Source organism: Streptomyces sp. NPDC003032, from assembly GCF_053591415.1.
Map to the genome: position 1 here is coordinate 146,580 of NZ_JBSFTT010000013.1, position 23,343 is coordinate 169,922.

Below are 23,343 nucleotides of genomic sequence, written 5' to 3' on the forward strand. Positions count from 1 at the left end.
GTCGGAGGCGGTACAGCGACGCGGCTCGGCCGCGGATACCGCCACTCAGGTGAACGGACCCGCACCGCCGCAAGACACGCTCCCCCCACAGGAAGCCGACCACATGGAGCCATCTCCCTATGGACGCCAACCTTGAGCGCAGCGGCGCCGCCCACCTGGCCCACCCACGCACGGGCGCGCTCATCGGCCGTGCCTCGTGCCGCGCCTGATGGTCCGCCGCCGGTTCTGGGGGCCCGCGCCGGGGACGCCGCCGGAGGCACGGGGGCCGCTGGGGCCGCCTGGGCTACGGCTGGTGCCGGGTCCGCTTGAGGAGCGGGGGGCGTCGAAGCTCCGGGAGCCATCGCTGCCCGGCGAACGAGGCAGTCGGCGACGACGCCGCCTGGAAGCGCCTCCCTGCGCGGGCGAGTCCGTCGCCTCCGACAACCGCACAGCCCCCGGGCCTTCGGAGGAGCCGCCCGGCGATTCCCAAGCCGCATTCCCCTCAGGATTGCTGTCAGAGGTCCCGTCAGAATCGTCATCGCAATCGCTGTGCCTCCTGCGGAGACAGCGACGGATCGGCTCCGGGTCCATGTCTTCGTTGCATGCGCGGTTCAGGAGCTGGGCGAACATGTACTCGGGGTCGGCGCACAACGCCATGTCCAAGGCTTCCTGGCCCTCCGCGAGGTCGCCCAGGGACCAGGCGACCCAACCGGCGAGAGCCAGCGGTGCCGCCGCGTGCTCCGCGTACGCACCGACGCAACGTCGCGCCAGTGCCCGCCAGAGCCGGAGCGTGGGAGGCGCCTCGTCGCCTTCCATCCACTCCGCCGCGCGGTCGCGTGTCGTCCGGACCTGGAGGCCGAGGATCAGTGCGGCCGCTTCGTCGTGCGCGATCAGTTCGTCGTCCCTGTTGTCCGCCTCCAGCGTGCCGCTAGCGGGCGGTGCGGCAGCCAGCCGCGCCCTGATCCGACGCGCCAGGTCGAGCGTCTCGGCGGCGGCTACGTGCGCCTCCTCGTTCAGCATCCTGGGGATGAGCGCGAGGCCGGCGGCGTCCAGCGCACGCTCCTGCTCGATCGCCGCAGCGGTCTCCCAGGGGATGAGCCGCGCCCTGATCTCGCCTTGGCCGGCGACCGCTGGGACGCCCATGTAGGTCGCCGCAGCCGCCAGGACCGAGGTGCCCGGCCTGAGCAGGGGGATGCCCTCCGGCGGGCAGCACCGGGTGTCCGGACAGCAGTAGGTCCAGAAGCGACCTCCCGAAATGCACACGACCTCGAACACCGGGACGTCGAGCGCGCCGCACGCCGTGCGCAGCAACTGCGCCAGCGGCCGTAGGCGCCGCACGACCTGTTGTCCGGACTCCGCTTCGCCGGGCTCCCGGCAGAGGAAGGCGACGATGCCGTCGGGGCGGGCTCCCCTCCGTTCGCAGCCGCCCACCAGGCACTGGGCCAGCTGCTGCGCGACACACGGCCAGTCCTCCGCGCGCTCGGGAATCCCTAGGCGCACCCGGCCTCCGAACCGCCCGCGTTCCCCGTGCAGCGCGATGAGCACGATGCTTTCCTCGGGCTTGAAGCCGAGCAGGTACGGCAAGGCGTCGGCCAGTTCGGCAGGGGTGCGCAGGGTGACCAAGGGCTCGTCGAACGGATCGCCGGGACGAAGCTCGGCGGGGCCCGGGTCGGTGGAGCCGGGGCGGACGGGGCTGGAGGTGGGGTCGGTCGGGCCGTCGGAACGAGCGGCGTCGTTCGGGTCGATCGGTCCCGTTGCTTCGCTGTGATTCGTCATGCGACGACTGTCCCGCGGATCACAAGGTTCCGGTTGCCCCTGTGGATAACTCTGGTCAGGGGCACGCCATGGAGGTGTGAGCGACGCGAGAGGTGTGTGCGGCCTTCTCCACCTTGACGTTTGGCAGGTCGACCACATCGGCCTGGGCCGCCACGGGTCCGCGATTCAGCGACTCGTAATGCGAGAAACGGATGATGAAGTCTCGCTTGGTGCTGTCCTGGATGGTCATGGCGACCTTGAGGTCCGCCCGGAAACGCTCGAACGGTATGTAGATCGGGATGTTGTGGTGCGTGAATGTACCGAGCACGAACGGAGGGCCGTCGACGTCCGCCTGGACGGCGTTTCCCTCGAATTCGTAAGAGCTCTTCTCGGTGCCCACAGCGGCGCCCCAGCTGAACCGTCGGTGTGAATCTTGGCCATTACAGGAACGCTCCTCTTTTGGGATCTCACCCGAACGAGCTGCCTGTCGATTCGCTCTCACAAAAGCACGCCTGTTACGCCTGGTACGCCTGGTCACAACCGCTGCAGTCCGCGCGGGAGAGGGCCGGGGGAAAGCTCAGCCCGCCGCAGCGAGCACCAAGGGAAGCACCTGTTCGCTGCCCGCCTGGCGGAGAAGGCGGGCAGCGACCGCCAGGGTCCAGCCGGAGTCCGTGTAGTCGTCCACGAGCAGGACAGGGCCTGGTGAGCGCCGCAGGGCGGCCGCCAGCTCCTCAGGGACGGTGAACGCGCCGGAGAGCGCCCTGACGCGCTGGGCGGAGTTGCTGCGGCGTGCCGTGTGCGCGCCGTCCGGGCCGGTGTACTCCAGGGCGCCCAGGAAGGGGAGGCGGCCGATGGTGGCGATCCCCTGGGCGAGGGACCCGACCAGTTGCGGTCGGGACAGGGACGGTACGGCGACGACTCCCACCGGCCGGGCGGAGGCCTCCGGGACGTTCGGCGCCCAGCCGCCCGGAGAGCGCGCCCAGTCGGCGAGCACGTCCACCGCCGCCTGTAGGGCCTTGTCGGGGACCGGACCGTCAGGCGCGTTCTCGGCCAGCAGCGGGCGCAGCCGGTTGCCCCAGCCGATGTCCGAGAGCCTCCCGAGGGCACGTCCGGTGGAGCACTGCTCCTTGGCCGGGATACGTCCCTTGAGGTTGATGCCCAGCGCGGGCATCCCCGTCGGCCACATCCGGCGCGGCTCGACCTCCACCCCCGGGCGATCCAGTTCCTTCGCCGCTCCCGTCAACGTCTCCGACGAGACGGAGGAATCGGCCCAGGCACCGGCACAGTTGTCACAACGGCCGCAGGGAATCGCACCTTCGTCGTCCAGCTGCCGGCGCAGGAACTCCATCCGGCACCGGGACGTGCTCACGTAGTCCCGCATGGCCTGCTGCTCGGCGGCGCGCTGCCGCGCCACCCACGCGTACCGCTCGGCGTCGTAGACCCACGGCTGCCCGGTGGAGGTCCAGCCGCCCTTCACCCGCTTGACCGCCCCGTCCACGTCGAGCACCTTCAGCATGGTCTCCAGGCGGGTGCGCCGAAGGTCCACCGCCGCTTCCAGGGCGGGCACGGACAGCGGTCGTCCCGCGTCGGCGAGGGTCGCCAGGGTCTGCCGGACCTGGGTCTCGGGCGGGAAAGCCGTATCGGCGAAGTAGCGCCAGATGGCCTCGTCCTCCTTGCCCGGCAGCAGCAGCACATCGGCGTGCTCGACACCGCGGCCCGCACGGCCCACCTGCTGGTAGTAGGCGATCGGCGACGACGGCGAGCCGAGGTGCACCACGAAGCCGAGATCCGGCTTGTCGAAGCCCATGCCCAGCGCGGAAGTCGCGACGAGCGCCTTGACCCGGTTCTCCTGCAGATCGATCTCGGCCTGCAGACGGTCGGCGTTCTCCGTACGGCCCGTGTACGAGGCCACCTGGAAGCCGCGCTGCCGCAGGAAGGCGGTGGCTTCCTCGGCCGCGGCGACGGTGAGCGCGTAGATGATTCCGGAACCCTGCAGCTCGTCCAGGTGCTCGGCGAGCCAGGCCAGCCGGTGCGCTGCATCCGGCAGCTGGACCACGCCCAGGCGCAGGCTCTCCCGCTCCAGCGGGCCGCGCAGCACCAGAGCCTCGCCCGCACCGGTCCCGAGCTGCTCGGCCACGTCCGCGGTCACGCGCGCGTTGGCGGTCGCCGTCGTGGCCAGTACCGGGACGCCGACGGGCAGCTCGGCGAGCATCGCCCGCAGGCGGCGGTAGTCGGGGCGGAAATCGTGCCCCCAGTCGGAGATGCAGTGCGCCTCGTCGACCACCAGCAGGCCGGTCGTGGCCGCCAGCTTGGGCAGCACCTGCTCGCGGAAGTCCACGGAATTGAGGCGTTCCGGGCTGACAAGGAGGACGTCGGTCTCGCCTCGCTCGACCTCCTCGTAGATGGTGTTCCATTCCTCCGGGTTGGCCGAGTTGATCGTGTGCGCCCGGATGCCCGCCCTCGCCGCCGACTCGACCTGGTTGCGCATCAGCGCCAGCAGCGGCGAGATGATCACCGTAGGGCCGGAGCCGCGCCGTCGCAGCAGAGCGGTGGCGACGAAGTACACCGCCGACTTGCCCCAGCCCGTGCGCTGCACCACCAGGGCGCGCCGACGCTCCTCCACCAGAGCCGCCACCGCCTGCCACTGGTCCTCCCGCAGCCGCGCCGTACCCCCCGGGTCGCCGACGAGCTCGGCGAGGATGGCGTCGGCTTCAGTGCGCAGCTCCTGGTTGTCCATGCCCCCATGCAACCCGATACCACTGACAATCGACCAACTCACGCAACGTGACCAGGCCCGATGAGGAGGCGACGTCGCACCGGACCGACGTCGCGCCGGAGCCATGGACATGTCGCCGCTGGTCCTGGCTGTACAAGGTCCTGGCTGTACAGGGACGGAGTGAGCGTCGAGGGACGGCAAGGTGGGAAGGATATACACGACGCATCGTCCGATACCGACGTGCGAGCCCAAATGCTCGTTGCCGCAAGCACGTACGACGGGAAGAATTGGAATTGCTCCCCGCGCGGTTCCCGTGGCCCGGAAGGGCTGTGCCGCGGTGCGCTCCCCCAGTCCGACCCTCGCCCTCAGTCGGGGGCGCGTAGCCGAAGGGAGGACCGTGACCTTCGCATTCGCTCCGTCCGATGCGGCCTCGCTGCCGGAGTCTTCGACGCCGGCCGAGATGTCCGCCGATTCCGCCCACCGACTGGCCCGGATGCTCGAGCCCGCGGAGTGGTCAGCCGCGGGAATCCCCCTGCTGCGCAACCCACGCGAGGTCGTGAGCGGCCTGCACTCCCGGCATCGGCCGGCCCCCGCGACGGCCGTCGTGGCGGTGCTGGATCCGGACGACCGGCTCTGCGCGAGCGCCTCGTTCAGCCGCCGCGCGACCACGACGGACGGCTGGATCTTCCGTAACGCGCTGCTCGCGCAATTGCGTCGGATCATCCCGCACGACCTGCGGCGCCGCACTCCGGTGCGCACCGCCGTGCTGCTCTACTGCCGTGAGGGCGACGCGCGTTGGACGCAGGAGGACGGAGCCTGGATGTGGGGTCTGCGGGACGCCTGCACTTTGCACGGGCTGCGCTGCGGTGCGTACATCACGCTGACTCGCGACGGCTGGCAGGTGCTCGGCGAGGGGCGCGGTGGCCGCAGGCCGAGCGCCGACTCGCAGCCCGATGCCTTCACCGGAGCCGACCCGCCGGCGCCTCGCGCCGGAGGCGCCGCCTCGGACGTGCTCCGCCGCGCGGCGGCACGCTGACGCGCCACGCACGCGCACTCTGAGGCGCCACGCACGCACACGCTGCGACCTCGCCCCCAGTGCGTGCCCCGCATCCAGCGCCGGGACGCGGGAAGCAGCCACGTCTCCGCGCGGCACACGACTGATCACCGTGCACCACAGGGGGCCACGGCACGGGTCGACACCGCACGGCGCGCTTTGGCACCGCACGGCGCGCACCGACCGACGCACGACCCCCGGCGGACACGGGACGTCGAACGTCGGACGCAGCCACCGGGCGCGACGCGGCCACCGGGCGACACAACCGCCGGGCGAGGACGCCAGACGCGTAACCGTCAGACGCCCGCGCTCAGCATCGAGTTGATCCGCTGCGGGTCGCCGCACACGATCAACAGGTCGCCTGCTCGGGTCACAGCCGTCGGCAGCGCGCCGAGCGCGGTCTCCTCGCTGGCACCGTTGACAGCGACGACGACCACGGGCCGGGTCGCCGCACGGCTCAGCGCGGCGGCGTCGGCGTAGAAGACGTCGTCGCCCGCGTCGTGCTGGGCCCAGTAGGCGGCCTCGCCGAAGGACAGCTCGTGCGTGGCCCACGGGTGCGGTTCGCCGGTGGTGATCACCAGGACGTCCCCGGGCGCGCGCCCGGAGTCGAGGAGCAGGTCGACAGCCTCCTCGGCCGCGTCCAGCGCGCCCTCGGCCGAGGCCGGGATCAACTGGATCTGCGGAACCGAGGCCGCGGAGGCACTGTCGGCGGACGCTCCAGAAGCGGACGCTGCGGAAGCAGGTGCTCCAGAAACAGGTACTCCAGAGGCAGGTACTCCGGAAGCCGGGGCTCCTGGAGCCGGAGCTCCGGAAGCAGAGGCTCCGGAAGCAGCCGGGGTGGACAGCCCGGGCTTGGCGGCCGCATCACGCGGCGTGCGCTGCGCGGGCGGCATCGGCCGGGCGGGACCCGGACGGCCGGGACGCGGCGGAGCCGCGGGACGCGGACCGGGTACGGGGCGGGGGGTCGGCGCGGTGCGGCCACTGGCCTGCGTGGCGCGGGGACCCTGGGCACTCTCGTGAATCTGAGGCTCCTCGGGAATGAGAGGCATGAAGTGTTGTCTATCAAACGCCGATGCGACTCGCGTCGGCGGGTGGCACATGAGTGCGACCGGACGTGCCGGAAAAGGGTCAGAACTCAAAGCCGAGCTGACCCTCGATTTCCGGAACGTTTCCGTCCGCCCAGCTGCGGGCCTTCTTGAGGTGCCGCCACTGGGGCAGCGCATCAAGATACGCCCACGTAAGCCGGTGGTACGGGGTGGGCCCCCGCTCCGCCAGCGCGGCCTTGTGCACCGGCGACGGATAGCCGGCGTTGGCCGCAAAACCGAAGTCTGCATGTTCGATGCCCAGTTCGGCCATCATTTTGTCGCGCCGGACTTTGGCGATCACCGAAGCGGCGGCGACGGCCACACAGGACTGGTCACCCTTGATCACCGTACGAACCCGCCATGGAGTGCCGAGGTAGTCGTGTTTCCCGTCGAGGATGACCGCGTCCGGACGGACGGGCAGCCCCTCCAGTGCGCGCACCGCGGCGAGCCGCAGCGCGGCCGTCATCCCCAGTTCGTCGATCTCCTCGTGCGAGGCGTGACCGAGGGCGTGCGCCGTGACCCAGCTCTCGAGCTCCTCCGCGAGCGTGGTGCGTCGCTTGGGGCTGATCAGCTTGGAGTCGGTGAGCCCTTCGGGCGGCCTGCGCAGTCCTGTGACCGCCGCGCAGACGGTGACGGGGCCCGCCCACGCACCGCGCCCGACCTCGTCGACACCGGCGACGATCTTCGCTCCGGTGGTGGCGCGCAAGGAGCGCTCGACGGTGTGGGTGGGTGCTTCGTACGGCATGGCGCCAGACAGCGTACGCCGCCGGAGGCCACCTGCGACACCCAGGCTTGCCCAGTCGCTCCTGAGCCCCTTCGTGAACGGTTCTCCAGCGGGTCCGTACAACGGCTCATGGACCTGCCCTGCGTACTACGCGAAGACCTGCCCTACGCTCTACGCGAAGCGGGCCTGATCGGCCCTCGGGTGGCCCCCGAACGGGCCGCCCCGGGCCCGTCCCAGGCCCGTCCCGGGCCTCCCTCAGCGACGCAGCAGCGGCACCATCACCTGATCGATCAGGGCCTCGAACTCCTCGTCCGTCCATTCGCTGCCGCACACCTTGGAGCGGTACATCAGCATGGCCGGAATGACGTCGCATACGTAGTCGTCCATACCTCCGGAACGCACCTCTCCGCGCGCGATGCCACGCCGCACGACCTCCTTGATCAGTTTGACGCTCGGCTCCACGACGCCCTCGAAGATCACTTCATGGAAGCGTTCCGCCGCTGCCGTATCGCATTCGTGAAGCACCGAACGCAGGGCGAATCCGGGGCGCGAGAACATGGCCTCGCGAATCTGTCCGCACAGCTGCAGAAGCTCCTCCCGGACGCCTCCTAGGTCCGGGGTGCTGTCGATCTGCGGCAGCCCGACCCGCAGCGCGTGCACGACGAGCTCCTCCTTGGACGGCCAGCGGCGGTACACCGCGGCCTTCCCCGTCTGCGCGCCCGCGGCCACGCCCTCCATCGTGAGCCCGCTCCAGCCCACCGTGCTGAGCTGCTCAAGGGCGGCGTCGAGGATCGCCCGCTCGAGCACAGGGCCCCGACGCCGCGGGGACACCGTCCGAGCGGGAACGGCCGACCAGCGCGAAGTAACCATCGATATCTCTCCGTTGAGCGAGCGAGTGAACGGTTGCGTTCACTGAAGGTGAGTCACTACCGTCTTCAGAACAGTGAACGAGTCCGTTCACTAAGGCACTTGCGGGGGATCATGGTGACTACCTCTCAACTGACGCAAGATCACAAGCCTGGTGCAGCACGCCGGCAGGGGCATCCCGGCATAGCCCTGACCGTCATCGCGGCCTGCCAACTCATGGTGGTCCTGGACGCGACGATTGTGAATATCGCGCTGCCTCACATTCAGGGCGCGCTCAACTTCTCCACGACCGACCTGACATGGGTCGTCAGCGCGTACACCCTCACCTTCGGCGGCCTGCTGCTTCTCGGCGGCCGGGCCGGGGACATTCTGGGACGTCGCCGCGTCTTCATGGCCGGCATCCTCCTCTTCACGCTCGCCTCGCTCCTCGGCGGATTCGCCCAGGAGCCCTGGCAGCTGCTGGCCGCGCGCGCCCTGCAAGGTGTCGGAGGCGCGATCGCTTCGCCCACCTCGCTGGCTCTCATCACGACGACCTTCCCCGAAGGGCCGGAGCGGAACCGTGCGTTCGGCGTCTTCGCGGCCGTCTCCGCGGGCGGCGGCGCGATCGGGCTACTGGCCGGCGGCATGCTCACCGAGTGGCTCGACTGGCGCTGGGTGCTTTTCGTGAACGTACCCATCGGCATCCTGATCGCCGTGCTGGCCCCGCTCTACATCAACGAATCCGAGCGTCACCCGGGCCGCTTCGACTTCTTGGGCGCGCTCACCTCGACGGCGGGCATGACCTCCCTGGTCTTCGGCTTCATCCGGGCCTCCGAGGAGGGCTGGCGCGACAGCCTCACCCTGGGGTCGTTCGCGGCCGCGGTCGTCCTGCTCGTCGCCTTCGCGCTGGTCGAGAGCCGTGCGAAGGAACCGATCACTCCGCTGCGGATGTTCGCCGACCGCAACCGCTCGGGCACGTATGTGATCATGCTCAGCCTCGCTGCCGCGATGTTCGGCATGTTCTTCTTCATCGTGCTCTTCGTACAGAACGTACTGAACTACACCCCGATCGAGGCCGGCCTGGCCTTCCTGCCGGTCACGGTCGTGATCGCGATCGGTGCGGCGCTCTCGCAGAAGTTCCTGCCGGTCCTCGGCCCCAAACCGTTCATGGTGACCGGTTCGATCATCGTCGCCGTGGGCCTCGGCTGGCAGACACTGATCGGCCCGGACAGTTCGTACGTCGGTGGAGTACTCGGTCCGATGCTGCTGTTCGGCTTCGGCATGGGCCTGAACTTCGTGACGCTGACGCTGACAGCGGTCTCCGGAGTGGGCCTGCACGAGGCGGGCGCGGCATCCGGGCTGCTCAACGCGACCCAGCAGGTCGGCGGTTCGCTCGGCCTCTCCATCCTGACCACGGTCTTCGGCACCGCGAGCCGGGACGAGGCCAAGGAACAGATGGCGGACTTCATGGCCCACGGCACTCCGGAACAGAAGGCTGAATTCGCCAGGACCCACGAACTCCCGGCGCCGTGGGGTCACGAGGTGTTGTCCGAGGGCATCTCGACGGCCTTCATCCCGGCGGTAGCCATGGCCCTGCTCGCCCTGGCTACCGCCACGCTGGTGATCCGCGTACGCAAGAGCGACCTCGAAGCCCTGTCGGGTACGGCGAGCGCTGCCGGGCCAGGGGGCGGCTGACGGGCCTGGGGCTGCCGACGGGACCAAGGGTTGCTGGCGGGGCCAGGGGCTGCTGGCGGGGCCAGGGGTTGCTAGGGAGGCCAGGGCGCGTGCCGGGGCGACCATGACAGCGAGGTCGGCCCGGCACCTGCCCGGCTGCTTTCATCGGCCCCTGCCTCGATCGCAGCGATACGAAGCGGTGGGCAGCGACCGACACCAACGGGCGTGGACCGATGTCAGGGATACGAGGTGTATGGGGTCCCAGTGCTCGTCCGGCCGCAGACGTCCAGGTCCGGCTCGGCTGGCCGCGCCTCGATGACCTGCCGGGCCCGGGACTCCCCCAAGCTTGTCGCGTACCAAGGGCCGCTCTCGGTCCCGAGGTCGTCGGCTATGTCCATGAGCGCACAGGAGCGCTTCGGTTCCGGCAGTCCGTCGAGGGCGGGCACCGCGTCCGCGGAGAGCTGCCGCGCGTAATGGAGGTCGAACTTGCCGGTGTCCTCGTAGCGCTGCACATTGCGCTCGGCGATCATCGCGTCGGGCGAGAGCAGGCCGAAGGCCATCACCCCCGCAGCGGCGCTCGCGGCGACGGCACGCGGCAGCCATCGAGCGCCCCACACTCCGGCAGCCATGAGCAGCAGGATGATCACGCCGAGCCAGAGCTCCACGGCGACGGCCGAGATCCTGAGCCTGGTCAGCCCGTACGCCTCCACGTACATCTCCATGCGGCACACCGCGGACGCCACCACCACCAACGTCAACGCGCAGAGCGTGCCGAGCACCGCGCGCACCAGAGCGCGGTCCCTGGAGCCGTCGCGCGGGGCCCAGCGCAACGCGAACACGATGACGAGCAGCGTGAGCAACGTGGCCAGGAGCAACTGCCAGAACCCCTGCCGCGCGTAGGCGGAGTAGGAGAGTCCGGTCTTGTCGAGGACGGCGTCGTACCCGCCGAAGAGCACGGCGAGTTGGACGGCGTTGAACGCCGCGAACAGCACATTGAGCACGATCAACGGCAGCGCCCACTCCATGCGGCCACGGGCCCGGCCGGGGTTGACCACGAGCCGGTCCCAGCGCAGGGGGGAGGCCGCCGTGTGCGCCGCGGCGAGAGCACCGACCACACCGGCTATCAGGAGCAGGATGCGCCAAGGAACGCCCGCGACGGAGGCGTCAGGTATCAGATCGCCGAGCAGATCGGCGAAGGCGGCGTCCGCGCCGGCGAACAGCGCGCCGAAGACCAGAAGCAGCCCGGCGGTCACCGCCACCGCGCGCATGGCGGGGCCTGCGCCGTTCGCACTGCCCGCGCGCTCACGCACTCCGCGCCAGCCCCAGACGAGGCCCTTCCAGAGAGCGTCGAAGAGGCCTATCGGACTCAGGACTATCCCGAGCCAGGTCCGGCAGCCGTGCAGCGCGAGCGAGCCGAGCGCGAGCGCGGAGACGATCGCGAGGAATGACGGCCATCCCGCGTCACGCAGGGCGGGCACGACCAGCAGCGCCAGTCCGCCGACTGCCCACGTCAGCGACCATGCGCGAGGTCGACCACCGGCCGTCCGGCGGGCGAAGTAGGCGGCGAGCGTGGCCGGGATGGCAGCCATCAGCAGATTGAGCGCCAGGCCGTCACCGAGGAACAGCATGGTCAGTACACCGGTGGCGAGCACTGCGCAGAGGGTCGCCGTCCGCACGGGCCCGGGCGGCTCGACTGCCCCAGACGTATCTACTGTATCGCCTCCGGCCGGAGTGTCGCCTCCGGCTGGTACGTCACCTCTGGCTGATCCGTCACCCTCGACTGATCCGTCGCGGCTGGCGGGTGTGTCGGACACGGGACCCCCTCCCGGCCGGTTCATCCGTACGGCACGCGGCACGCTCAGATGCCGCAGGGCTGCCGGAACCGGCATCTCGTTCAATACGCGCAAGCGAAGATCAACCAGCGGGCCGCACAAGAGTATCCGCGCAGCCATTCCCGGCTCCCGGCCAGGAAGCGCCTGTGGCACGACCGTGACCTTGAGGCGCCAGGGGCTCCGGAAAGGTCCGGAATCAAGCCCTCCCGACGGGCACCCAGCCCGGCAGCGCTTCGGTCCGCTCCAGCCACTCCACGGGTGGCGCCCCGCCGTCCCCGGCAGCAACCACGCCGCCCACGATGGCGCACGTCGTGTCCATGTCGCCGCCCACCTGGGCTGTGTCCCAGATGGCCCGCTCGTACGCTCCAAGGCCACGGGCAGCCGACCACAGCGCGAACGGCACCGTGTCATGAGCCGTAGTGCGGCGCCCGCATCCCAGGACCGCGGCGACCGTCGCCGCGTCACCGTAGTCGAGCATGTCCCGCGCTCTACGCAGCCCCGCCCCCACCGCGCTGCGCGGCACCAGGGCGATGACGCCGTCGAGGAGGGCCTGTGGCGTGGGCGGCCCCGCGGGAGCGGCCGTCAACGCCGCGGCCGCGGCTACCGCCATGGCTCCGACCACGGCCTCCCGGTGCTGGTGCGTGGGGTAGGCCGAGATCTCCGCCTGGTGTGTCGCCTGCTCCGGGTCGTCCGCGTACCAGGCGCCGAGCGGGGCGATCCGCATCGCGGCGCCGTTGCCCCAGGAACCCTGACCCTTGAAGAGCGCGGAAGCCAGCTCCCGCCAGTCCCCGCCCTCACGGACCAGCCTCAGCAGACGGTTCACGGCAGGGCCATAACCGCGGTCGAAGTCGTGGTGCTCGGCGAAGGACCGGGCAAGCGCGTCCTGGTCGATCCGGCGGTGCTTGATGAGGACGGCCAGCACGGAGCAGGCCATCTCAGTGTCGTCTGTCCACTGCCATGGGGCGTCCGGCAGCTGTCGGTGCTTGAGCAGTGGGTAGTGCGCGGGCACGAAGAACTGGGAGCCCAGCGCGTCCCCCACCGCCAGTCCGCGCAGGCTGGCCAGAGCGCGCTCCAGGCGCCGGTCGGGAGAGGAGTCAGCGGTCATCGCCCTGCCACTCTAGCCGGTGATGCCGTACGGCTCCGGCTCGCGCCAGCGTTCGAACGGCCGATCCAGCGCGTACTTGCCGTCCTCGCCGAGCACCAGCATCCTTATCGCGCCGTTCCCTGGGTTGGACAGCGACTCGAACTCGGCCACCGACCAGTGGAACCATCGCATGCAGAACAGCCGCATGGTGAGTCCGTGCGTGACCAGCAGGACGTTCGGCGGATGGTCAGGGGCCTCGAAGCTCCGGTAGAGGCTCTCGAGGAAGGCCCCCACCCTGTCGTAGACGTCGGCTCCGGACTCACCCTGCGCGAAGCGGTAGAAGAAGTGTCCGTACGCGTCCCGGTACGCCTTCTGCAAGCGCACGTCGTCCCTGTCCTGCCAGTTGCCCCAGTCCTGTTCCCGCAGCCTGGGCTCCTCGCGCACCCGTACTAGTTCGGAGTCGAGCCGGAACGCCTGGAACGTCTCGTGCGTGCGGCGGTACGGCGAGACGTACACGCTCACCCGTTCTCTGCCGAGCACCTCACGCAGTCGTTTCCCCGCGTCCGCCGCTTGGGCCCACCCCGTCTCGGTGAGTGCGAGCGCATGGTCGGGCTCGCGCTCGTACACGGTGTCGTCGGCGTTTCCCGCCGACTCGCCGTGCCGGACCAGGATGATGCGCCGCGGGCGTGCCATGCGGAAACCCTAGATCGGCGTGCTGTCGGGCGGCTCAGGCGGGTAGCCGTCCGGACTCCATCCGGCGTATTCGGCCCGTGAAACGCCGACGCAGTGACCGGTCGTGCGAGACGACGACCAGCGCTCCCGTCCACTGGTCGAGTGCCGCCTCCAGCTCCTCGACCAGGCCGAGCGCCAGGTGGTTGGCGGGCTCGTCGAGGAGCAGCAGATCCGCCGGCCTGGCGAGCAGCCGCGCGAGGGCCAGCCTCCGGCGCTGCCCGGCGGAGAGCGCCCCCACAGGGACATGCAGGTCGCGGGTTCGGAACATGCCGTACGAAAGGAGCAGTTCCGTCCCTTCCTCCTCGGTCAGGCCGAGGCCCTTGCCGAACACTTCGAGGACGCGCTCGGCAGGACGCTGTACCGGTATTTCCTGGGCGAGATAGCCGATCCGTCCTCTACGGACGACGGTTCCTTCGTCGGGGTCCAGGACACCTGCCATGGCGCGCAGCAGCGTGGACTTGCCCGCGCCGTTGCCCCCGTGGATCAGCAGTCGCTCACCGGCCGACACCGTGAGCTCCTCCACGGCGAGCCGCTCGCCCACTCGTACGTTCCGCAAGGTCACCAGCGCCCCTTGGGCCGCACCCGCCATGGGACGCGCCGCGAACATCAGTGGTTCGGGAGGCTTGGGGACCGGCTGCTCGCGGAGTCTGCGAAGGCGCTCCTGCGCGTTGCGCACGCGGCCCGCGACCGAGGCCTGGACCCGGCCGGCCGCCCGGTCGTACGCCATTTTGTTGTTGTCCTTCATGCCACGCCCACCGGCGACGGCATGGGCGGTGGTCGCCATGAACTCCTGGAGCCGGCTCGTCTCCTCACACCACTGCGCGTACTCCTGCTCCCAGCGCGACCGGGCGGCTGCCCGGTCGGCGAGCAGCCCCTGGTAGCCGCCGCCGTGCCGCACCACCGTCCTGCGGTCGGCGTCCACTTCGAGGATGGCGGTGGCGATCCGCTCCAGGAACGTACGGTCGTGCGAGACCGCGACAACCGTGCCGCGGTGTGCTGACAGGGCGCACTCCAGCCAGTCGAGCGCCTCCTCGTCGAGGTGGTTGGTCGGCTCGTCAAGGAGCATGACTTCCGGCGAGGCTGCGATCAGACAGGCCAGGCCGAGCCGCGCCTGCTCACCACCGGACAGGCTGCCCAGGCTCCTGTCCTTGCCGATGTGCCCGAGCCCCAGTCCGTGCATCGCCTTGTCCACACGTGCGTCCGCCTCATAGCCGCCGCGCAGCTCGAAGGCCGTCAGTAGATCGCCGTACTCTGCCAGCGTCTGTTCCGTAGCGGAACCAAGGTCTGCTTCGAGGTCGCGCAGCCGCCGCTCCATGGATCGCAGCTCGGCCAGCGCCGCGTCGATCGCATCATCGACGCAGCAGTCGGGGGGCAGCGGGGGAGTCTGCGCGAGCAACGCCGCCCCCTGGTCGGCGACGGTCACCACCTCGCCCTCGTCGGGCTGTTCGTCGCCGGACATCAGATGCAGCAGCGTGGACTTGCCCGCGCCGTTCTCCCCCACGACACCTATGCGCTCGCCCGGCCTGATCGCGAGGGTCACCCCGTCGAACAACAGCCGCTCGCCACGGGCCTTGGTCACGCCATGCAGAGAGATCTGAGTAGGCAAGGGCACCCCCGGTTCCATATCCACACCAGTCAAACGCAACGGTTGTCGCATTACGATGAGCGTGACACAGTAACCCGGCTAACGCAACAGAAGTTGCGATTATTTTCCCGGCTGTAGGCGCCGGGCCTGCCGGGTACGGGACGACGGAGAGAGACAAGCCATGGCGGACAGACCTGTTACCGCTGGTCAGAGCAGCCCAGCACGAGCCGGTGAGCGGCCCGCGACCGGCGAGACGAATCGGCGAAGCCGACCGGAAGCAGACATAGCGGAACGGGCGGAACCGGCGGAACGGGCGGAACGGGCGGAGTACGCCGAGCCTCCGCAACGCGAAGCGTCACAGTCCGACGCGGTGGAATCGGCAGCGCCCGCCGCCGCCCCCGGCACCCGCCGCCCCGGCGGCCGCACGGCCCGCACCCGCGCCGCCGTCCGCGACGCCGTACTGAGCGGCCTCGCGGACCATGGCTATCCGGGCCTGACCGTCGAGTACGTGGCCGATCACTCAGGAGTCCACAAGACCACGCTGTACCGCCGCTGGGGCGGACTTGAGGGTCTGGTAGCCGACGCCCTCGACATGGCGGGCGAAGACACGTGGACTCCGCCGGACACCGGCAGTCTGGAGGGGGACCTGCGCGAGCTCGCCCGTGAGGTGGTCGACTCCTTCTCCGACGAGGCGACGGCCGCGGCACCCACCGCCTTCATCGCCGCGGCCTTCCAGTCGGAGCGGGCCGCCAGGGCCCTCCATGCCTTCTACGCCGAGCGGTTCAGCCGCTGCGAAGCGGTCGTCTCGCGGGCCGTGGAGCGCGGCGAGGCAGGCCCTGACATCGACTCGGCGGCACTCGTCCGCGCCGTGTCCGCACCACTGCTGCTCCGCGTCTTCATCACGCGTGAGCCGATCGACACGGCGCTGGCCGACCAGTCGGCGGCTGCGGCCATCGCCGCCACGCGCGAAGGGGCTTTCACCAGACGGTGACAGCAACGGCGCCGCAAGCCAGGACAGACCGCACCCGTACACCCCACCCGCTCGCTCCACCCGCGAGGACGCCTCTCAAGGAGGAGTCACACCGTCCACGACGGTTCCAACTGCACGATGTCCCCGGCCAGTGCGGAGACATCGGCCTCCGTCTGCGCGCGCAGGGAGAGGCGTTCCACGCGCTCGGCGCGGTACTTGCCGTGCTCAGCGGCGGACTGCCACATGGAGAGAACGAGGAATTCGTGTCCGGGCGCCTCTCCGAAAAGCCCACGCACCATGCCGGGCGAGCCGGCCATCGCCGGGTTCCAGACCTTCTCCTGCATCAGGGCGAAGTGCTCCACCCGCGCTTCACGGACCCGGCAGTGCGCGACGCGTACCACGTCGGCGTCCGTGAAGCGCGGTTCGAAGCCCGTCTTCACATCGAAGCGGTGATCGAAGAGCTTGGCCTGGTGGTCCTTGTACGTACCCCCCTGCGCGGCCGCGAGGCGGTCGTGCGAGCGAGCCATGAAGGAGTCGTAGAAGGCGCGGCTCTCCCAGAAGGTGAAGACATGGGCCACACCCGTCCGACCTCGACTCCACCCCCCGCCCTGTCCCCGGAACCCCGGCTCCCCCAAAAGCCCCGCCCACTTTCGCTGCCCTCGCTCGAACCCCCGACGGTCCACCACGGTGCAGCGAATCCACTTGACCAGCACCGCGCCATCGTACGGCGCGGAGCGCGCCCCGGGTCACGCTCCGGCGTAGTGCACCCGGATCAGCTCGGCTGAGTCATCAGCATCCAGTTCAATACCGAACTCCCGAGCGAGAACGTCCGTCAATTCGCCCACAGGGACGGCTCGTTCGACCACCGAGCCGTCCGGGTACGTGACACTCAACTGATCGCCCACCAGCCTGCGTCGCATCTCGGAAGCGGCCCTCTGCATGACCGGACGCCGGATGAACGACGACCTGGGGTGGGTCGACGTGTAGTGGTTCATGACTACGTAGTCGACGGGAAGGCGTGGCTCCAGGGTGTAGGCGTAGAGGTCGAACCATCCGTCGGGGCGCCACGTCCGCAGGACCATGGCCCCGTCGTCCTCACGCTCGATCCGAAAACGCCACTCCCCTTGTCGCGTCTCCACGTCGCCGCGCAGCGGGATCGGTTCGAGCAGCCCGTCGCCGCCGAATCCGACATCGCAGTGCCAGTCCTCGCCGTCCGCCTCGACTTTCAGGAGCATGTGCGTCACCGCGCGCGTGGCGGACGCCCTGGCCCTGACGCGCGCTCCAAGTCCGGTGACGTTGAAGCCGATACGTTCGAGAGCCGCCGCGAAGAGCAGGTTCTGTTCATAGCAGTAGCCGCCCCGCCGGCTGTGCACCATCTTGTCCTGCAGTGCCGCCAGGTCCAGCGGGACCGGACGGCCGAGCATCATCTCAAGGTTCTCGAAGGGGATCGCCGCCACATGCGCCCTGTGGAGCGCGCGCAGAGTATCCAGATCCGGCTTCGTCCCAGCCGTGTGCCCGAGTCTCGCCAAGTAGGCGTCGACATCGAGTTCTTCCCCGTTCCATGTCATGAAGCAATGATCTCCGGGGCCGCGCCGAACGCCAACCTGCCCGGGTGGCAGCCCTGTTGCGCGCTCCTGACCAGCAGCGCTACGCCGTTGTCAGTCGCGCGTCGTAGCGTATGTGTGGGACATGCCTGGCGGATCCGCAGTGGCCGGGCCACGAGGAGGGGGAAGCCCAGTGAGCGGTGTCAGCAAGGGAATCAAGAAGGTCGAAGTCGGTCTCAAGTGGGAGCCGGGCCCGGCCGGCTCCACGCCCAACGACCTCGACATCATCGCCGCGACCTACACGTCGGATGCTCCTTACGGAAACCCCGTGTATCTCGTGCACTTCGACAGCCGCTCACCCGACGGCACGATCACCCTCAACCGTGACAGCAGGACGGGTCAGGGCTTCGGTTTCGATGAGGTCATGGTCCTGGAGCTGGACCGCCTCGCGCCCACGTACTCCCGGGTGGTGGTGGGCGTCGCTATCCAGCAGCAGGAAGCGCAGAAGACGTTCGGCGACATCCCGAACACCGTGGTCCGGGTTCGCGAAGGCCACTCGGATCTGGCACAGAACGATCTGTCCGGTGTCTCCGGAAGCACAGCTTCGACTGTCGCGGAGTTCACCAGGGACGAGTCCGGGGCGTGGTCGTTCCGCGAGGTCATCCGTGGCTTCGACGCCGATCCGACGGAGTTCGCCTCCCTCATGGGAAGCAAGATCTGACAGCGGCGCGAGAAGTAGCCCTCTCACCACGATTCGCCGCAACAGCACACAACGAAGGGGATCGACGTAGTCGCCGATCCCCTTCGTGTGCCGTCAGCCAGCCTCTGCCGTCAGCCAGCCTCAGCTGTCAGTCGGCCTCAGCTGTCAATCGGCTTCCGCCGTCGGTCAGCTGCAGCCGCTGGTGGAGCCGCAGCCCTCGCAGATGTAGCAGGAGCCCGCACGCTGCATCTTCGTACCGCAGGAGAAGCACAGCGGCGCGTCGGCCTGGATACCGAGCTGCATCTCGACCAGCTCGGCGCTGGTGTGCGCCTGCTGCGGGGCGGGCTTGACCGCCTCGGCCTCCACCTTCGGCGTGGCGACCGCCTTCAGCGACTCGGTCTGCCGCGGAGCGGACTGGGCCAGCCCCTCGACGTCGACCTCGGGGTCGTCGAGCGACGGCTCGTAGGAGCCCGTCTCCAGGTGACGCTGACGCTCCTCGGCGGAGTGGATGCCGAGCGCGGAGCGCGTCTCGAAGGGCAGGAAGTCCAGCGCCAGGCGGCGGAAGATGTAGTCGACGATCGACTGCGCCATCCGCACGTCCGGGTCGTCCGTCATGCCGGCCGGCTCGAAGCGCATATTGGTGAACTTGGAGACGTACGTCTCCAGGGGCACCCCGTACTGCAGACCGACCGAGACGGCGATCGAGAAGGCGTCCATCATGCCCGCGAGGGTCGAGCCCTGCTTGGACATCTTCAGGAAGACCTCGCCCAGACCGTCGTCCGGGTAGGAGTTGGCGGTCATGTAACCCTCGGCGCCGCCCACCGTGAAGGAAGTGGTGATGCCGGGACGGCCCTTCGGGAGGCGCTTGCGGACGGGGCGGTACTCGACCACCTTCTCGACCGCGGCACGGATCGTGTCCTCGGTCTTCTCGGTGATCTCGGTCTTCTCCGCCTCCTTCTTCTTGGCGGAGAGCGGCTGACCGACCTTGCAGTTGTCGCGGTAGATGGCCAGCGCCTTGACGCCCATCTTCCAGGCCTCGAAGTAGACCTCTTCGACGTCCTCGACAGTGGCGGTCTCCGGGAGGTTGACCGTCTTGGAGAGGGCGCCCGAGATCCACGGCTGGATCGCGGCCATCATGCGGACGTGGCCCATCGCGGAGATGGAGCGCTCACCCATGGCGCAGTCGAAGACCTCGTAATGCTCGCTCTTCAGGCCCGGGGCGTCGATCACATTGCCGTTCTCGGCGATGTGGGCGACGATCGCCTCGATCTGCTCCTCCTGGTAGCCCAGGCGGCGCAGGGCCTGCGGCACGGTGCCGTTGACGATCTGCATCGAGCCGCCGCCGACGAGCTTCTTGAACTTCACCAGGGCGAGGTCGGGCTCCAGGCCCGTGGTGTCGCAGGACATCGCGAGACCGATGGTGCCGGTCGGGGCGATGACGGACGCCTGGGAGTTACGGAAACCGTTCTTCTCACCGAGGCGGATCACGTCCTGCCAGGCTTCCGTGGCGGCGGCCCAGATCGGCGAGTCCAGGTCGTCCATGCGGACGGCCGTGGCGTTGGCGTCGGCGTGCTGCTTCATGACGCGCTTGTGCGGCGTGGCGTTGCGGGCGTAGCCGTCGTACGGACCCACGACCGCGGCGAGCTCGGCGGAACGCTTGTACGAGGTGCCCGTCATCAGCGACGTAATGGCACCGGCGAGGGCGCGACCGCCGTCGGAGTCGTACGCGTGACCCGTGGCCATCAGCAGGGCGCCGAGGTTGGCGTAGCCGATGCCCAGCTGACGGAAGGCCCGGGTGTTATCGCCGATCTTCTGGGTCGGGAAGTCCGCGAAGCAGATCGAGATGTCCATCGCGGTGATGACCAGCTCGACGACCTTCGAGAAGCGCTCGGCGTCGAAGGACTGGGTGCCCTTGCCGTCGTCCTTCAGGAACTTCATCAGGTTCAGCGAGGCGAGGTTGCAGGACGTGTTGTCCAGGTGCATGTACTCGCTGCACGGGTTCGAGCCGTTGATCCGGCCGGACTCCGGGCAGGTGTGCCAGGCGTTGATGGTGTCGTCGTACTGGATGCCGGGGTCGGCGCAGGCCCAGGCCGCCTCGGCCATCTTGCGGAAGAGCGACTTGGCGTCGACCTCCTCGATGACGTCACCGGTCATCCGGGCGCGCAGCCCGAACTTGGAGTCGGACTCCACGGCCTTCATGAACTCGTCGTTCACGCGGACCGAGTTGTTGGCGTTCTGGTACTGGACGGACGTGATGTCGTCGCCGCCCAGGTCCATGTCGAAGCCCGCGTCGCGCAGGGCGCGGATCTTCTCCTCTTCCTTCACCTTGGTCTCGATGAAGCCCTCGATGTCGGGGTGGTCGACGTCGAGGATGACCATCTTGGCCGCGCGGCGCGTGGCGCCACCGGACTTGATCGTTCCTGCGGAGGCGTCGGCACCGCGCATGAAGGAGACAGGACCCGAGGCGTTGCCTCCGGAAGACAGCAGTTCCTTGGAGGAACGGATGCGGGACAGGTTCAGGCCGGCGCCGGAGCCGCCCTTGAAGATCATGCCCTCTTCCTTGTACCAGTCGAGGATCGACTCCATGGAGTCGTCGACGGCCAGGATGAAGCAGGCGGAGACCTGCTGCGGCTGCGGCGTTCCGACGTTGAACCAGACCGGCGAGTTGAAGCTGAAGATCTGGTGCAGGAGGGCGTACGCCAGCTCGTGCTCGAAGATTTCCGCGTCGGCGGGCGAGGCGAAGTAGTTGTAGTCCTCGCCGGCCTTGCGGTACGTCTTCACGATGCGGTCGATCAGCTGCTTGAGGCCGGTCTCGCGCTGCGGAGTACCGACAGCCCCGCGAAAGTACTTGCTGGTGACGATGTTGACCGCGTTCACCGACCAGAAGTCGGGGAACTCGACGCCACGCTGCTCGAAGTTGACCGAGCCGTCGCGCCAGTTGGTCATGACGACGTCACGGCGCTCCCAGACCACCTCGTCGTACGGATGCACGCCGGGGGTCGTATGGATGCGGTCGATGCGCAGACCCTTGTTGGCCTTGGTTCCCTTGGCGCGGGAACCTCGTGCCGGGCCGCTCGTCGTCTCGGTCATGCCGCCTCCCTGTATCAGGCTAAAACGCCCTGAAGTGCCACGTTCTTCCCATGGCACGGATATGTGTCTGATGTCGTGGGCATCGCAGAGGACACCCACAACAGGTCTGGTTTCGCCGCCGGCCGGTCGGTCAGCCGGTCAGTCGGCGGCGGTGGCGGGCACCGGGACTTCGACAGTCCCTCCGGGCCCGCAGTCGTTCACGACGCGCTCTCCGCCCGCGTCGCGCGGCTCGGCGTCGAGCCGCTGTTCCCTCAGCTCCCCGATGGCGGCCTCGAAGTCCTCGAGCGAGTCGAACGCCCGGTACACGGACGCGAAGCGCAGGTAGGCGACGAGGTCGAGTTCCTGCAGCGGACCCAGTATGGCCAGCCCGACGTCATGGGTGGTCAGCTCGGCGCTTCCGGTGGCGCGCACCGCCTCTTCGACCCGCTGGCCGAGCAGGGCGAGGGCATCCTCGGTCACCGGCCGTCCCTGGCACGCCTTGCGGACGCCATTGATGACCTTCGTACGACTGAAGGGCTCGGTCACGCCGCTGCGCTTGATCACCATCAGTGAGCATGTCTCCACGGTCGTGAAACGACGGGAGCAGTCAGGGCACTGGCGGCGCCTGCGGATCGACGTGCCGTCGTCGGTGGTGCGGCTGTCGACTACGCGGCTGTCGGGGTGCCTGCAGAAGGGGCAGTGCATGGAACTCCGAACCCTCCTTCATGGCGTGACTCATAAGCCTCAACAGGCCCTCGGGGCCCTCGAAGCAGCCCCAAGCATAGGCGATCCCCGAGGCCCTGAAAGACCAGGGACCACAACTTCTGGGCCACTCCCGCAATCCAACCACTAGATCTGGGGTTTGACCGCTTTTTCGGCACCTAGCGTGTCGCATCGCCCCAGACCGCGTCAGACCTACGAAGTCGTCACTCGCGCCGCTCGGGGCGGGGGCCGGTGCCGGGTTGACGGGGCACCGGGTGGCAGTATGGGAGCGCCACGGAGGGGCTCACGACCCCGGCGGTGAAGAGTACCGTAATGAACCGAATTGCCGTTCGGCCCGAGCGCCAGCCATACACCTGGACACATGATCACGTCAGGTAATCGCCGATTTTTCACTCGAACGTGTGTTTGGCGCAACCTTTCGAAAGCAACTACCGTTGGCTAGCTAGGGAGAGAACATCTCGAGAGGGGCCGACCGACGTGACCACCACCGCAGACAGCGCCACCATCACTGCCCAGGACCGCTCCCAGAGCCGACTCGAGCCGGTGCATGCCATGAATGACGCAGCCACGAACCAGGAGGGGCCCAAGCCCACTCGCTCCCTGCCGGGCCGACCTCCAGGCATCCGTGCCGACAGTTCGGGGCTCACGGACCGGCAGCGCCGCGTGATCGAGGTCATCAGGGACTCCGTGCAGCGACGCGGCTACCCACCGTCAATGCGTGAGATCGGTCAGGCGGTGGGCCTCTCCAGCACCTCCTCGGTCGCCCACCAGCTGATGGCTCTGGAGCGCAAGGGCTTCCTCCGCCGCGACCCGCACCGCCCGCGGGCGTACGAGGTGCGGGGCTCGGACCAGCCGAGCAGCCAGCCCACCGACACCACCGGCAAACCGGCCGCTTCGTACGTCCCGCTGGTGGGCCGTATCGCGGCCGGCGGGCCGATCCTCGCCGAGGAGTCGGTGGAGGACGTCTTTCCTCTCCCCCGGCAGCTCGTGGGCGACGGCGAGCTCTTCGTACTGAAGGTCGTCGGTGACTCGATGATCGAGGCCGCGATCTGCGACGGCGACTGGGTCACGGTGCGCCGTCAGCCCGTCGCGGAGAACGGCGACATCGTGGCTGCCATGCTGGACGGCGAAGCGACGGTCAAGCGTTTCAAGCGCGAGGACGGGCACGTCTGGCTCCTCCCGCACAACTCCGCGTACCAGCCGATCCCCGGCGACGAGGCAACGATCCTCGGCAAGGTCGTGGCGGTGCTGCGGCGGGTGTGAGCCTCCGC

19 protein-coding genes are annotated in these 23,343 nt (G+C 69.1%); 5 read left to right on the top strand and 14 right to left on the bottom strand.

The window, feature by feature from the left end; all coding sequences use genetic code 11:
* Positions 1 to 180: 180 nt before the first annotated feature.
* The 3 genes from ACWDZ7_RS20290 to ACWDZ7_RS20300 are packed head-to-tail and all read right to left on the bottom strand — an operon-like array spanning position 181 to position 4,471.
* On the bottom strand, positions 181 to 1,755 hold the full coding sequence (locus tag ACWDZ7_RS20290; protein ID WP_451798619.1) for a DUF4192 domain-containing protein: 1,575 nt from the start codon (positions 1,753 to 1,755) through the stop codon (positions 181 to 183).
* A gap of 55 nt (positions 1,756 to 1,810) precedes the next feature.
* The gene (locus tag ACWDZ7_RS20295) at positions 1,811 to 2,272 is read right to left on the bottom strand and encodes a choice-of-anchor K domain-containing protein (protein ID WP_451798621.1); all 462 of its coding nucleotides are present in this window, start codon (positions 2,270 to 2,272) and stop codon (positions 1,811 to 1,813) included.
* 39 nt (positions 2,273 to 2,311) lie between these two features.
* Positions 2,312 to 4,471, bottom strand: a complete 2,160-nt coding sequence (locus ACWDZ7_RS20300; protein WP_451798622.1) for a RecQ family ATP-dependent DNA helicase — start codon at positions 4,469 to 4,471, stop codon at positions 2,312 to 2,314.
* A 376-nt stretch (positions 4,472 to 4,847) separates the two neighbouring features.
* Between ACWDZ7_RS20300 and ACWDZ7_RS20305 the strand changes: the two genes are divergently transcribed.
* The gene (locus tag ACWDZ7_RS20305) at positions 4,848 to 5,486 is read left to right on the top strand and encodes a hypothetical protein (RefSeq protein ID WP_451798624.1); all 639 of its coding nucleotides are present in this window, start codon (positions 4,848 to 4,850) and stop codon (positions 5,484 to 5,486) included.
* A 314-nt stretch (positions 5,487 to 5,800) separates the two neighbouring features.
* Here the strand turns inward: ACWDZ7_RS20305 and ACWDZ7_RS20310 are convergent, their stop codons facing one another.
* The 3 genes from ACWDZ7_RS20310 to ACWDZ7_RS20320 all read right to left on the bottom strand — a co-directional run bounded on the left by ACWDZ7_RS20310 (position 5,801) and on the right by ACWDZ7_RS20320 (position 8,183).
* A complete protein-coding gene (locus tag ACWDZ7_RS20310) occupies positions 5,801 to 6,553 on the bottom strand; it encodes a hypothetical protein (protein ID WP_451798625.1) in 753 nt (250 codons plus the stop codon).
* A 79-nt stretch (positions 6,554 to 6,632) separates the two neighbouring features.
* Positions 6,633 to 7,334, bottom strand: coding sequence for a ribonuclease HII (locus tag ACWDZ7_RS20315; protein WP_451798626.1), 702 nt, complete (start codon positions 7,332 to 7,334; stop codon positions 6,633 to 6,635).
* A 234-nt stretch (positions 7,335 to 7,568) separates the two neighbouring features.
* The gene (locus ACWDZ7_RS20320; RefSeq protein ID WP_451798627.1) at positions 7,569 to 8,183 is read right to left on the bottom strand and encodes a TetR/AcrR family transcriptional regulator; all 615 of its coding nucleotides are present in this window, start codon (positions 8,181 to 8,183) and stop codon (positions 7,569 to 7,571) included.
* A 114-nt stretch (positions 8,184 to 8,297) separates the two neighbouring features.
* Between ACWDZ7_RS20320 and ACWDZ7_RS20325 the strand changes: the two genes are divergently transcribed.
* Positions 8,298 to 9,854: an MFS transporter gene (locus ACWDZ7_RS20325; RefSeq protein ID WP_451798628.1), complete on the top strand. Its 1,557-nt coding sequence runs from the start codon at positions 8,298 to 8,300 to the stop codon at positions 9,852 to 9,854.
* Positions 9,855 to 10,069: 215 nt separating this feature from the next.
* On the opposite strand, the gene ACWDZ7_RS20330 is transcribed toward ACWDZ7_RS20325, so the two are convergent.
* The 4 genes from ACWDZ7_RS20330 to ACWDZ7_RS20345 all read right to left on the bottom strand — a co-directional run bounded on the left by ACWDZ7_RS20330 (position 10,070) and on the right by ACWDZ7_RS20345 (position 15,087).
* Positions 10,070 to 11,671 carry a DUF4153 domain-containing protein gene (locus tag ACWDZ7_RS20330; protein WP_451798712.1) on the bottom strand — a complete coding sequence of 534 codons (1,602 nt, stop codon included), beginning with the start codon at positions 11,669 to 11,671 and terminating at the stop codon, positions 10,070 to 10,072.
* A gap of 190 nt (positions 11,672 to 11,861) precedes the next feature.
* The gene (locus ACWDZ7_RS20335) at positions 11,862 to 12,770 is read right to left on the bottom strand and encodes an ADP-ribosylglycohydrolase family protein (RefSeq protein WP_451798629.1); all 909 of its coding nucleotides are present in this window, start codon (positions 12,768 to 12,770) and stop codon (positions 11,862 to 11,864) included.
* Positions 12,771 to 12,782: 12 nt separating this feature from the next.
* On the bottom strand, positions 12,783 to 13,442 hold the full coding sequence (locus tag ACWDZ7_RS20340) for a histidine phosphatase family protein (protein ID WP_451798631.1): 660 nt from the start codon (positions 13,440 to 13,442) through the stop codon (positions 12,783 to 12,785).
* Between the two features lie 34 nt (positions 13,443 to 13,476).
* Complete coding sequence (locus ACWDZ7_RS20345; protein WP_451798633.1) at positions 13,477 to 15,087, bottom strand: ABC-F family ATP-binding cassette domain-containing protein; 1,611 nt, start codon at positions 15,085 to 15,087, stop codon at positions 13,477 to 13,479.
* 349 nt (positions 15,088 to 15,436) lie between these two features.
* On the opposite strand from ACWDZ7_RS20345, the gene ACWDZ7_RS20350 reads away from it, so the two are divergent.
* A complete protein-coding gene (locus tag ACWDZ7_RS20350) occupies positions 15,437 to 16,057 on the top strand; it encodes a TetR/AcrR family transcriptional regulator C-terminal ligand-binding domain-containing protein (protein WP_451798634.1) in 621 nt (206 codons plus the stop codon).
* An 86-nt stretch (positions 16,058 to 16,143) separates the two neighbouring features.
* Here the strand turns inward: ACWDZ7_RS20350 and ACWDZ7_RS20355 are convergent, their stop codons facing one another.
* Positions 16,144 to 16,749 carry a YdbC family protein gene (locus tag ACWDZ7_RS20355; protein ID WP_451515411.1) on the bottom strand — a complete coding sequence of 202 codons (606 nt, stop codon included), beginning with the start codon at positions 16,747 to 16,749 and terminating at the stop codon, positions 16,144 to 16,146.
* 33 nt (positions 16,750 to 16,782) lie between these two features.
* Positions 16,783 to 17,604 (bottom strand): arylamine N-acetyltransferase family protein, encoded by an 822-nt coding sequence (locus ACWDZ7_RS20360; protein ID WP_451798636.1) that lies wholly within the window; start codon positions 17,602 to 17,604, stop codon positions 16,783 to 16,785.
* Between the two features lie 169 nt (positions 17,605 to 17,773).
* Between ACWDZ7_RS20360 and ACWDZ7_RS20365 the strand changes: the two genes are divergently transcribed.
* Positions 17,774 to 18,301, top strand: coding sequence for a TerD family protein (locus ACWDZ7_RS20365; RefSeq protein ID WP_451798638.1), 528 nt, complete (start codon positions 17,774 to 17,776; stop codon positions 18,299 to 18,301).
* 165 nt (positions 18,302 to 18,466) lie between these two features.
* On the opposite strand, the gene ACWDZ7_RS20370 is transcribed toward ACWDZ7_RS20365, so the two are convergent.
* Together ACWDZ7_RS20370 and nrdR are read right to left on the bottom strand one after the other, a co-directional pair.
* Complete coding sequence (locus ACWDZ7_RS20370; RefSeq protein ID WP_451798639.1) at positions 18,467 to 21,370, bottom strand: vitamin B12-dependent ribonucleotide reductase; 2,904 nt, start codon at positions 21,368 to 21,370, stop codon at positions 18,467 to 18,469.
* Between the two features lie 138 nt (positions 21,371 to 21,508).
* On the bottom strand, positions 21,509 to 22,054 hold the full coding sequence (gene nrdR / locus ACWDZ7_RS20375; protein ID WP_451798640.1) for a transcriptional regulator NrdR: 546 nt from the start codon (positions 22,052 to 22,054) through the stop codon (positions 21,509 to 21,511).
* Positions 22,055 to 22,549: 495 nt separating this feature from the next.
* On the opposite strand from nrdR, the gene lexA reads away from it, so the two are divergent.
* Positions 22,550 to 23,335 carry a transcriptional repressor LexA gene (gene lexA / locus ACWDZ7_RS20380; protein ID WP_030778599.1) on the top strand — a complete coding sequence of 262 codons (786 nt, stop codon included), beginning with the start codon at positions 22,550 to 22,552 and terminating at the stop codon, positions 23,333 to 23,335.
* The last annotated feature ends 8 nt before the right edge of the window (positions 23,336 to 23,343 follow it).

Coding starts and splice junctions, on each gene's coding strand:
- ACWDZ7_RS20335 (WP_451798629.1), bottom strand. CDS start 12,770: ATGACCGCTGACTCCTCTCCCGACCGGCGCCTGGAGCGCGCTCTGGCC.
- ACWDZ7_RS20290 (WP_451798619.1), bottom strand. CDS start 1,755: ATGACGAATCACAGCGAAGCAACGGGACCGATCGACCCGAACGACGCC.
- ACWDZ7_RS20310 (WP_451798625.1), bottom strand. CDS start 6,553: ATGCCTCTCATTCCCGAGGAGCCTCAGATTCACGAGAGTGCCCAGGGT.
- ACWDZ7_RS20300 (WP_451798622.1), bottom strand. CDS start 4,471: ATGGACAACCAGGAGCTGCGCACTGAAGCCGACGCCATCCTCGCCGAG.
- ACWDZ7_RS20360 (WP_451798636.1), bottom strand. CDS start 17,604: ATGACATGGAACGGGGAAGAACTCGATGTCGACGCCTACTTGGCGAGA.
- ACWDZ7_RS20340 (WP_451798631.1), bottom strand. CDS start 13,442: ATGGCACGCCCGCGGCGCATCATCCTGGTCCGGCACGGCGAGTCGGCG.
- nrdR (WP_451798640.1), bottom strand. CDS start 22,054: ATGCACTGCCCCTTCTGCAGGCACCCCGACAGCCGCGTAGTCGACAGC.
- ACWDZ7_RS20320 (WP_451798627.1), bottom strand. CDS start 8,183: ATGGTTACTTCGCGCTGGTCGGCCGTTCCCGCTCGGACGGTGTCCCCG.
- ACWDZ7_RS20315 (WP_451798626.1), bottom strand. CDS start 7,334: ATGCCGTACGAAGCACCCACCCACACCGTCGAGCGCTCCTTGCGCGCC.
- ACWDZ7_RS20330 (WP_451798712.1), bottom strand. CDS start 11,671: ATGAACCGGCCGGGAGGGGGTCCCGTGTCCGACACACCCGCCAGCCGC.
- ACWDZ7_RS20370 (WP_451798639.1), bottom strand. CDS start 21,370: ATGACCGAGACGACGAGCGGCCCGGCACGAGGTTCCCGCGCCAAGGGA.